The sequence below is a fragment of the Oleiphilus sp. HI0123 genome (genome assembly GCF_001635315.1).
Map to the genome: position 1 here is coordinate 1 of NZ_LWGE01000819.1, position 10,914 is coordinate 10,914.

Consider the following 10,914-nt stretch of genomic DNA (forward strand, 5'->3'; position numbering starts at 1 on the left):
GTTCAGCTCTAGCACAGTCATCCTGGTGCTGAGTATGCTTATTAGTTGAAAGATCTTCTGATAGTTCTTTGGTGATTTGTTCCGTTCTTGGATCTCTTCGCTTCATTGAAGGGCCAACAATTTTCTTACTTTCCTGCTTCATAGCACTCGTTCTTTCGTCCAAGAAATATGGAAAAAGTATAGGCAATAGATTGGTAAAAGAGAAATTCGAAGCTCTATTCCAAAGAAAGAACGCCTGCTTTTACGATAATAATCATGAAACTGGCTCTAAATACTCAATAATATATTGAACACTTACTCGCCCTCGAAACTCGTTTATTCCCGGTTTAAAGACCACTCTAGCCATTTCAGGCAAGTGCTGACTTACCCATGGACTATTAAATTGAATCGCGTCAAACAACTCATGACCACCTTCCATTTTTAATACTAGCTTGAGGTGTTTTTCTTTTAATACTCTGCTCTGTACCAATTCAAAGGTATTTTCAAAACAAGGTTCTGGAAAGCGTTGACCCCAAGGCCCAGCAGCTTCAAGCTCTCTTATTTGCTGAACTGTTGACTCATACTCATTCAATGGGCCATCGGTAAGGATAACCGACTCCATATCCTCTTCCCTCAATAACTCTCTTACGACTTGGTCAAACGCTTCATTAAAATGCGGATAGCTCGCTTCATCAATCGACAAACCCGCCGCCATCGCATGGCCACCAAACTTTTTAATCAGCTCTGGGTGGCGCTTAGATACCAGGTCCAGAGCATCGCGCATATGAAGCCCGGGTATAGAGCGCGCAGATCCTTTTAGCTCCCTATTCTGAATCAGCGGATCATCGCTAGCAGGCGCAAAAGCGATTACGGGCCGATGAAATAGCTCTTTGATACGTGAAGCTAATATCCCAATGACACCTTGGTGCCAATGTGGCTCATATAAGCTCAACCCCCACGACAAGTTCTCAAGAGCCAAGCTTTCCGTAGACTTGTCCAGAATGCTTTGTACCTGGGCTTCAGCATCCTGTTTCATTTCGGCTTCAATGCGCTTGCGCTCGACATTCAGCTGGTCCAGGCGCTGCGCGATAGACATTGCCCTAACCTCGCTATCAGCTAATAGGCATTCGATACCCTGTGACATATCATCAAGGCGACCCGCCGCATTTAGCCGCGGACCAACGATAAACCCCATATCACTCGATTTAACGCCCGACAACTCCTTACCCGCGAGCGACAAAAGCGCTTTGATTCCAGGACGACAATAACCTGCCCGAATACGTTTAAGCCCTTGGGAAACCAGTACGCGATTGTTGTGATCGAGCGCCACCAGATCAGCGACAGTCCCCAAAGCAACCAAATCAAGATATGAAGCCATATTGGGTTCTTTAAGCTGTCTCTGTTCAAACCATTGTCTCTTTTTAAGCAAGGTTCTAAGACTACTTAAAACATAAAATATAACCCCTACCCCTGCGGCATTTTTGCTGGGAAATTCACAACCGAGTTGATTTGGATTCACGATTGCATCAGCTTTAGGTAGGGTATCTCCCGGCAAGTGATGATCAGTAACCAAAACCTTAATACCGAGTGACTTGGCCCGCTCTACGCCTGCTTCACTAGCAATACCATTATCAACAGTAACGATTAGGTCAGGCTTTAATTTTGCAGCATAGTCAACGATTTCTGGCGTCAGGCCATAGCCGAATTCAAAACGGTTGGGCACAATATAAGAGCACTCTTTCGCCCCCATCTCTCGAAGTACAAGAACAGCCAAGGCTGTACTCGTCGCACCATCGCAGTCAAAGTCTCCAAGAATTAAGATATGCTGCTGTGCAACGAGCGCATTATATAAAACTTCAAGCGCCTCGTTCAGGCCTTTTAGAGAAGATGATGATTCCAGGTCAGCAAGTTGATAGCTTAACTCTTTCGCACTGTGCACCCCTCTCGCCTGATAAATCCGGCTTAATAATGGCGAAAACCCGTCCATCACCGGAGCCCCTTCCGAGAGCGTGCGTCTAACTATTTTCATCATTGGAGCCTGTTTGGTAAAAGTAAGAACCGACGAAGTGAATTACATAAGCCACAAAAAAGCCGGAACAGCGTCCGGCTTTTTTAATCACAGATATGCTTAGCCGCGTCTGTGCTTTGCGACAAAGGCATGTACTTTAGCCATGTCATTTGGAAGAACCTCATAACGCTCTTCCCTATCATAAAGGTCTTTCATATGGTGGGGAAGCTCTGGCGCTACATCAAGCCCGGACTTCTCGACAGCTTCAGGAAACTTAACAGGGTGTGCAGTAGCCAAGGTAATCATTGGTATACTGCCATCACGGCGGCACTCGCGTGCGGCACCCACACCAATAGCAGTGTGTGGATCAATCAAGTATTCAGTCTCTTCGTAAACATCCTTAATCAACTGACATGTTTGCTCATCATTCAGAGACCAGCTATCAAAGAGCTTTCTGGCAGCACGCCAGCGATACTCTTCTACGGAACCTTCGTCAGTTTTCCAGGATGCCATCTGCTTCGCCAAAGCCTTTCCGTCGCGTCCATATAAGTCGAACATTAAACGCTCAAAGTTGCTTGAGACCATAATATCCATACTTGGGGAAAGTGTGTGCTCTAAAGGCTGCATTTTATAGTGATTAGCACTGATAAAACGATGCAGAATGTCATTTTTGTTAGTAGCAACAACTAACTGACTAATAGGTAAACCCATATTCCGAGCTAAGTAACCCGCAAAAATATCGCCAAAATTACCAGTTGGAACCGAAAAAGCAACACTCCTATGAGGGCCACCAAGCGCTAAGGATGCACTGAAGTAATAGACAATCTGAGCCATAATTCGCGCCCAGTTTATTGAATTCACAGCAACCAGGCGAGTACCTTCTAAAAAGGACTGGTCAGCAAAGCTGTTTTTAACCATGTGCTGACAGTCATCGAAGTTACCTTCAATAGCAATGTTGAAAACGTTATCACCCAATACCGTCGTCATTTGTTTACGCTGTACATCCGATACTCTGTTATGCGGATGCAAAATAAAGATGTCGACGTTGTCGCAGTGTTTACAGCCTTCTATCGCGGCAGAACCAGTATCGCCAGAAGTCGCACCCATAATAACTACACGCTCATTTCTTTTCTTAAGCACATAATCCAACAAGCGACCTAGTAGCTGTAAGGCAAAGTCTTTAAATGCCAGTGTAGGACCGCGGAATAACTCCATCACCCACTCGTTAGCATCCACTTGCACTAAAGGTGCGACGGCAGAGTGATCAAACACCTCATAGGTTTTTTCAACCATGTCCCTGAAATCATCTTCAGGAATTTCACCTTCAACAAAGGGGTACATAACATTGAAAGCTAACTGAGAGTATGGAAGGCCTGCCCAGGATGCGATTTCTTCCTGAGTAAAACGAGGTAAGGTTTCGGGTACATAGAGCCCACCATCTGGCGCTAAACCAGTCAACAAAACATCTTCAAATGATAAAGGGGGCGCTTCGCCGCGTGTGCTAATATATTTCACGTTTATCTATCCAAGCAAAATTTCTATCGTAAACAAGAAGGCTCTGCCTTCAGGTTCTTCTAATTAATGGTTAAAGTGCTCAACGCGTATCTTCACGACTTCTTTTCTTGTCGTTTCAAGCGCTTCTATCTGCTCTATAGCAGTATTAATTTGCTTCTCTTGCACTTCATGGGTCAATAATACAAGCGGAATGCAATCACCCTCTCGGTCGGTTTCTTTTTGCATCACTGACTCAATATTAATCCCCAGGTCACTCATAATCGACGCGATCTTGGCCAATACGCCCGGGTGGTCCTCAGCAGTAACACGCAAGTAATACGCAGAAGATATTTCTTCGATTGGCAGTACCGATAAGTCTTGAATCTTGTCAGCGCTGAAGCCAAGGTAAGGAACCGGTACAAAGCCTTTATTATCGCCTATTCGTGCGATATCAATAATATCCGCAATTACCGCTGAAGCTGTTGCTTCTGAGCCAGCACCGGCACCATAGTACAATGTTTGACCAACCGCATCACCATCGACCAATACCGAGTTCATTACGCCATCGACTTTAGCGATCAGCTGGTCCTGAGGGATTAACGTCGGATGAACTCGAAGCTCAAAACCATTTTCATGCTTACGCGTAATACCCAAGTGCTTTATGTTATAACCTAAAGCATGGGCATTAACGACATCAGCTGGTGCAATTTTACTAATGCCTTCAGTAAAGGCTTTTTCAAACTCTAAAGGAACACCAAACGCTGCGGATGCCAGAATAGTTAACTTATGCGCAGCATCAATACCTTCGACATCAAAGGTTGGATCTGCTTCAGCGTAACCAAGATCTTGCGCTTCTTTTAACACATCTTGGAAATCTCGCCCTTTGTCCTTCATTTCCGTAAGAATAAAATTTCCTGTACCGTTGATGATACCCGCAAGCCAATTAACCTTGTTTGCAGCTAAACCTTCTCGAAGCGCTTTTATAATCGGAATTCCACCAGCGACCCCCGCCTCATAGGCAACAACTACTTTATGCTCGGCAGCCAGCGCAAAAATTTCGTTTCCGTGCTCAGCTATAAGCGCTTTGTTAGCCGTGACAACATGCTTGCCATTTTTAATCGCAGCACAAACAATGTCTTTAGCAAGATCATAGCCACCAATTAATTCTGCTACCACATCCACATCAGGGTTATTGACAACATCCATTACATTCGTCGAAAATTCGATACCGCTAAGGTCACAATTATCTTTAAGCTTTCTAGAGGCGACTTGAATCACCTCAACCTGACAGCCTGCTCGGGCAGTAATATCCTGTTGATTTCGTTTCAAGACATTAATCACGCCACTAGCGACGGTACCTAGACCACATATTCCAATCTTAACGGAGCTCAAGATATATTCCTCACGATCACGAATTCATTCTGACTTAAAGCAAAGCAACGACTAAATAGCTGCTACCCTGTAGCCTTAAAATATTTTGGCGCATAGTATACCTTTTCATCAAAGAAAAAGAATGGCACCACAACTTATTTTGAGACCCGCATATTTTTTACTAGCAGATCATTTCTTCACAGCTATACTTCTGAAAACTTAAATAAACAAGAATCAAATCCATGACTAAATACTTAACCGGCATCTGCTTTATTATCTTCAGCACCTTACTTTCTTCATGTGGTGGCGCCTTTAGCGGCTATAGTGACGCGGAACTTAGAAAAGCTTATCGTGACTGTGACTACAACAAACTTTCTCCAGCCGGAGCTCAGCGCTGCAACAACATCAAAAAAGAATGCGACTCACGCAGAAAAGACAAGGGGTTTAGGTGTTAAATTCGACAGCGATAAAAAAAGGCCCGATGAGGGCCTTTTTTTATTAGCTAGCAACTATAGAACACCAAGCGCTTTCCCAAGTTTTTGGGCATTTAAATAACCTGGAATTAAACGACCACTTTCTAAAACAATTGCCGGCGTGCCACTTATTCCCATTGCCTGCCCTAACATATACTGGTCCTGTACAGGGTTGGCGCAAGTCTTTTCGGGAATTGACTTACCATTCTTAGCATCAGTCATCGCTTCGAGCTTATCTTCAGCACACCATGCTGATACGTATTTACCATATGAGTCACTCCCAACACCTGCACGCGGATATGCCAGATAACTAACCTCTATCCCCATATCATTCAAAGCTGGAATTTCTCTATGAAGCTTACGGCAATAACCACAATCAATATCAGTAAATACTGCTATACGAGCCTTGGTTTCACCCTTTGCAGGAAATACAATTTTATCCTTACCCTGAACTGAAGAAATTTGCTCAATTCTGGCGGTCTCGCGACGCTTTTCAGTCAGGTTTTCAATTCGCCCTGTCTTCGTTGCATACAGATCACCGGTTAGAAAGAACTTACCATCAGAACTGACAAATAAAGCTTCACCTGAGTAGGTTGTAACCCGGTACATACCAACAATCTCACTCATCTCGACCGAGCTCAATTTCAAACCCGGCATTGCCTCGGATAAGCTTTTTCGAACCTGAGCCTCATCAGCATTCGCCGTGAGCGAAAACAGCAGACTTAGACAGATAATATACCGAACTAAACGCATACAAACCTCTATAATTAAAACCTATGTAAGGCTTGGCAAAAAACCAAGCCGTTTTTTAATTGAACATTATTTGTATGACAAGCTAAACGGAATTAAGTTCATCTACAAGAACTTATCGTTAACATTTTGTTATGTAGTACTAGGCTCTAGGATGAAAATCTTGATGTAAATCGTATAAGCGCTGTTTAGCTATATGAGTGTAAATCTGAGTTGTTGACAAATTTCCATGCCCCAGTAATAGCTGTACAACACGCAAGTCTGCACCATGATTCAAGAGATGAGTTGCGAAAGCATGTCTTAAGGTATGAGGTGATAATTTTTTGTTAATACCGGACTCAATCGCATACTTTTTAATTCGATGCCAGAATGTTTGCCTTGTCATTTGCTGTGATCGAGAACTTGGGAAGATGACGTGACACCCAGATGAGCCCGCTAGCTCTGGCCTGGCTTTCGACAAGTATTCGTCCAGCCAATCCAAGGTCGGCTCCCCCACAGGAACCAAACGCTCCTTACCACCCTTTCCAAATAAACGAATTAAGCCTTGCTGGACATTTAGTTGCTCAAAATTCAGGGATACCAATTCTGACACCCTTAGGCCGGAGCCATACATAACCTCTAACATTGCCCTATCACGCAAGCCAAGCACCTCAGAAACGTCCGGAGCCGCCAATAACTTCTCAACCTCTGCTTCAGTAAGAGAACTGGGCAGCATACGCGGCAACTTGGGGTTATCTATATTGAGTGTTGGGTCTATGGCGATTATGTTTTCGCGCACTAGAAAGCGGTAGAAGCGCCTTAAACAGGATAATAAGCGTGAACTGGACGAAGACTTAAGCCCTCTTTCCAAGCAGTCCGATAGATAATCATAGATATCACTTTCGCCAGCCTGATGTAGCTCTAAAGTGCGCTTTTTATGGAGCCACGAAGCAAATTGCTTTAAATCGGATCGGTAAGCAGACAAGCTATTGTCACTTAGCCCATTCTCTAGCCACAAAGTGTCAAGAAAACGCTCTGTATACGTCATCACCCATTCACCACCAAGGAGAAAGCAAAAAAGGCAAGCGCCCTAAAGCCACTTGCCTTTTTTAAAAGATAAATTAAGCAGTATTAAAACTTAGCTCAACTTCTCTTTAATTCGAGCAGCCTTACCACTTAGCTCACGCAAGTAGTACAACTTAGCCTGACGAACATCACCACGACGCTTAACTTCGATGCTATCAACCTGCTTACTGAAAGTCTGGAATGTTCTCTCAACACCAACACCGTAAGAAATCTTACGAACCGTGAAAGAAGAGTTAAGACCACGGTTGCGCTTAGCGATAACAACACCTTCATAGGCCTGTAGACGCTCACGGTTACCTTCTTTAACTTTTACTTGAACAACGACTGTATCACCAGGGCCGAATTCTGGAATCTCTGCCGTCATTTGCTCAGCTTCTAAGGCGCTGATAATGTTATTCTTGCTGCTCATTTTACACTCCTAAAAATGATAAACCTAAAGCCTCAGGCCTACCGATTCACTTCTCTAATAAATTCTTGCAACAGAGTCTGCTGCTCGCTATCTAATTCTATTTTGTCCAGCAACTCTGGACGTCGCTGCCATGTTCGCCCCAAGGATTGTTTAAGGCGCCAGCGGCGAATTTTTTCATGATTACCCGACATCAAAACATCAGGAATCGGCTTACCCATAAAAACTTCTGGACGAGTATAGTGAGGACAATCCAACAAACCACTAGCAAACGAATCCTCGGTTGCCGACTCACTATGCCCCAATACCCCAGGTATTAACCTGGAAATGGTATCCAGCAATACCATTGAAGCAAGCTCACCACCACTCAATACGAAATCACCAATTGATATTTCTTCATCAATTTCAGCTTCGATTAAGCGCTCGTCAACTCCCTCATATCGACCACAGACGCAAATCAATCCGTCATATTCAGCCAGTTCCACAGCTTTCTTATGGTCTAGGCGCTGTCCTTGAGGTGACAGGTATACAGTACGTAGTGATACCACCTTCTCGGGCTGATCGTGCTTTAGGTCCTGCACCATCTTTGCCTTAGCGTCGTGAATAGCATCCTGCAAAGGCTGCACTTTCATCAACATTCCCGGGCCACCACCATAAGGTCTATCATCGACCGTACGGTGCTTATCATGGGTGAACTCTCGAGGATTCCAATAATCCAGAGCTATTAGCCCTTTCTTTACTGCCCGCCCAACGACACCATGATCTTCTAGAGAGCGAAACATTTCAGGAAAAAGCGTAACCAGTCCAAAATGCATACATTCACATCTCTAAGCCAGTCACACCACATTGACCAGCAAGTTTCTATCTTTGCACCACTTAAAGAACTAATCCCTTATGCCAGAACTGATTTACAGAACTGATTAAGTAGTGCCTATATAAAAACGCCCCGCAAGTACCGCAATCAGCGCTTTACAAACTAAAACTCCGGATCCCAATCAACTTCAATGGATCCTGCTTCCAGATCTACCGCCAAGACAACCTGATCTGGCAAGTAAGGAATTAATCGCTCCCTACCGTCCAAGCTATCCTTACACTTTTTTACTACCAAAACATCGTTAGATCCGGTTTCAATCAAATGATCAACACGACCAAGTAAAACCTTCTCTTCTACATCAGACCCTGAAGCAAATACTTTCAGACCTTGAAGCTGATGCCAGTAGTAATCACCGCTAGGCAGTTCCGGCAATTCTTCTCGAGGTACAGAAATCAACGAACCACAATACTGCTTAGCCTCATCGCGATCATGACACCCCTTTAACTGGGCGACCAGACCATTGCCATGAGCTTTGCAGCTAAGCACGGTTACCGATCCGTTCTTGCTGCCACCTTCGAGAGTCCAATTTTTATATTGGCAAATATTTTCTTTAGGCTGAGTATAGGAAAACACCTTCACCCAACCCTTAACACCGTATACCGAGGTAATCTTACCCATTACAGCTTTTTCTGTAGCTTTGCTCATGAGTAATTATTTCCAGCCGGTATCAATGTTAGCTTTCCAGACTACTTAAACGGCCTTACGCAGCTTTAGCAGACTCTTTCAAAAGTGTCTTAACTCGGTCAGAAGTCTGAGCACCTTTATCTAACCAGTGCTGAACACGGTCAGAATCAACTCTTAAACGTTCTTCCTGGCCACGTGCCAAAGGATTGAAAAAACCAACACGTTCCAAATAACGACCATCACGTGAAGAACGGCTGTCTGTAACTGTTAGATGATAAAATGGGCGCTTCTTAGAGCCACCACGAGATAAACGGATAGTAACCATTCGTTGTAAATCCTGATTCCAGTTAAAAAATTCCCACACCACACCCGCAAAGCAGGATGACGGCGCTCGAAAGGGCGCATATTCTAGAGCATTACTCTAGAATTGAAAACACTAATTTCTGTTTTTTTACAATATCGCAATAATTCAGAGCGCCCTGCTGCGATTTCCAGTTTTTCTTAACACTTAAAACGGTCCACCGCCGCCTGGAGGCATCATTCCTTTCATCCCCCTCATCATCGACGCCATACCGCCTTTAGAAGAAAATTTCTTCATCATCTTTTGCATTTGCTTGTGCTGCTTTAACAGACGATTAATATCTTGAATCTGCGTACCTGAACCTGCCGCTATACGACGTTTTCTAGAATTGTTAACAGTATCAGGGAAGCGACGTTCTTTGGGCGTCATCGAGGATATAATCGCTTCCATCTGCCCTAAAGACTTATCATTAACTTGCTGTTGTGCAGCCTCTGCCATCTGCCCCATACCCGGCAACTTATCCAGCAAATTACCAACACCACCCATGTTTTTCATTTGTTGCAACTGGTCGCGAAAATCTTCTAAATCAAAGGATTTACCCTTTTTGATCTTTTTAGTAAGTTTTTCAGCTTTCTTCTTATCAAGATTACGCTCAGCCTCTTCAATCAGAGTCAGAACATCACCCATCCCCAAAATTCGAGAAGCCAAACGATCCGGATAAAACGGCTCTAATGCATCGACTTTTTCACCCATCCCCATAAACTTGATAGGCTTGCCGGTAATATGGCGCACAGACAATGCCGCACCACCACGGGAGTCGCCATCAGCTTTTGTCAGAATAACACCCGTCAATGGCAGAGCCTCATCAAAGGCCTTCGCAGTATTTGCTGCATCCTGCCCCGTCATAGAGTCAACAACGAATAAGGTTTCTACCGGAGTAATCGCCTGATGCAACTCTTTAATCTCAAGCATCATTTCATCATCTATAGCCAATCGACCCGCTGTATCGACAATCAAGACATCGCAAAAGGTTTTCTTGGCTTCAGATATCGCTGCATTAGCAATATCGATTGGTTTCTGATCAGTGGTGCTCGGGAAGAAGTTCGCTCCCACCTCTCCAGCCAATGTTTCAAGCTGCTTGATCGCCGCAGGACGATAAACATCCGCACTCACAACCATTACCTTTTTCTTTTCCCGCTCAGACAAGTAACGAGCCAGCTTGGCAACAGAGGTAGTCTTACCCGCACCCTGTAAACCCGCCATCAAAACAACAGCCGGAGGTTGGGCATTTAAACTCAAGCCTTCTGACTGAGCCCCCATCATTTCAACCAGCTCAGCATTCACTATCTTAATAAATGCCTGACCGGGCGATAAGCTACGCATGACTTCATAACCAATCGCGCGCTTTCTAACCTGCCCAATAAATTGTTTAACGACTGGCAAAGCCACATCAGCCTCAAGCAATGCCATTCGAACTTCTCTCAAAGTTCCTTTAATATTATCTTCAGTTAAGCGGGCTTTGCCGGTAACTTTTTTAAGACTCTCTGATAAGCGATCGCTCAGATTTTC

Annotated in this window: 11 protein-coding genes; 1 reads left to right on the top strand and 10 read right to left on the bottom strand. The window is 44.3% G+C overall.

Annotated features, from left to right (window positions below):
* Positions 1-253: 253 nt before the first annotated feature.
* From recJ to A3761_RS07135, 3 genes are all read right to left on the bottom strand, one after another.
* Positions 254-2,011: a single-stranded-DNA-specific exonuclease RecJ gene (gene recJ / locus A3761_RS07125; protein WP_197470248.1), complete on the bottom strand. Its 1,758-nt coding sequence runs from the start codon at positions 2,009-2,011 to the stop codon at positions 254-256.
* Between the two features lie 96 nt (positions 2,012-2,107).
* The gene (gene thrC, locus A3761_RS07130) at positions 2,108-3,502 is read right to left on the bottom strand and encodes a threonine synthase (protein ID WP_068554714.1); all 1,395 of its coding nucleotides are present in this window, start codon (positions 3,500-3,502) and stop codon (positions 2,108-2,110) included.
* 63 nt (positions 3,503-3,565) lie between these two features.
* Entirely contained in the window at positions 3,566-4,873 is a 1,308-nt protein-coding gene (locus tag A3761_RS07135; RefSeq protein ID WP_068554713.1) for a homoserine dehydrogenase, read from the bottom strand.
* Between the two features lie 221 nt (positions 4,874-5,094).
* Between A3761_RS07135 and A3761_RS07140 the strand changes: the two genes are divergently transcribed.
* Entirely contained in the window at positions 5,095-5,307 is a 213-nt protein-coding gene (locus tag A3761_RS07140) for a hypothetical protein (protein ID WP_068507676.1), read from the top strand.
* A gap of 54 nt (positions 5,308-5,361) precedes the next feature.
* Here the strand turns inward: A3761_RS07140 and A3761_RS07145 are convergent, their stop codons facing one another.
* The 7 genes from A3761_RS07145 to ffh form a co-directional block, all read right to left on the bottom strand.
* Complete coding sequence (locus tag A3761_RS07145) at positions 5,362-6,078, bottom strand: DsbC family protein (protein WP_068510827.1); 717 nt, start codon at positions 6,076-6,078, stop codon at positions 5,362-5,364.
* A 139-nt stretch (positions 6,079-6,217) separates the two neighbouring features.
* Positions 6,218-7,102, bottom strand: coding sequence for a site-specific tyrosine recombinase XerD (gene xerD / locus A3761_RS07150; protein WP_068510830.1), 885 nt, complete (start codon positions 7,100-7,102; stop codon positions 6,218-6,220).
* Positions 7,103-7,192: 90 nt separating this feature from the next.
* Entirely contained in the window at positions 7,193-7,549 is a 357-nt protein-coding gene (gene rplS, locus A3761_RS07155; RefSeq protein ID WP_068509094.1) for a 50S ribosomal protein L19, read from the bottom strand.
* A 38-nt stretch (positions 7,550-7,587) separates the two neighbouring features.
* Positions 7,588-8,361 carry a tRNA (guanosine(37)-N1)-methyltransferase TrmD gene (gene trmD / locus A3761_RS07160; protein ID WP_068510832.1) on the bottom strand — a complete coding sequence of 258 codons (774 nt, stop codon included), beginning with the start codon at positions 8,359-8,361 and terminating at the stop codon, positions 7,588-7,590.
* A gap of 161 nt (positions 8,362-8,522) precedes the next feature.
* Positions 8,523-9,065 (bottom strand): ribosome maturation factor RimM, encoded by a 543-nt coding sequence (gene rimM / locus A3761_RS07165; protein ID WP_068510833.1) that lies wholly within the window; start codon positions 9,063-9,065, stop codon positions 8,523-8,525.
* 55 nt (positions 9,066-9,120) lie between these two features.
* The gene (rpsP, locus tag A3761_RS07170) at positions 9,121-9,369 is read right to left on the bottom strand and encodes a 30S ribosomal protein S16 (protein ID WP_068510835.1); all 249 of its coding nucleotides are present in this window, start codon (positions 9,367-9,369) and stop codon (positions 9,121-9,123) included.
* A 183-nt stretch (positions 9,370-9,552) separates the two neighbouring features.
* A partial coding sequence (gene ffh / locus A3761_RS07175) for a signal recognition particle protein (protein WP_068750033.1) occupies positions 9,553-10,914 on the bottom strand: 1,362 nt, incomplete at its 5' end.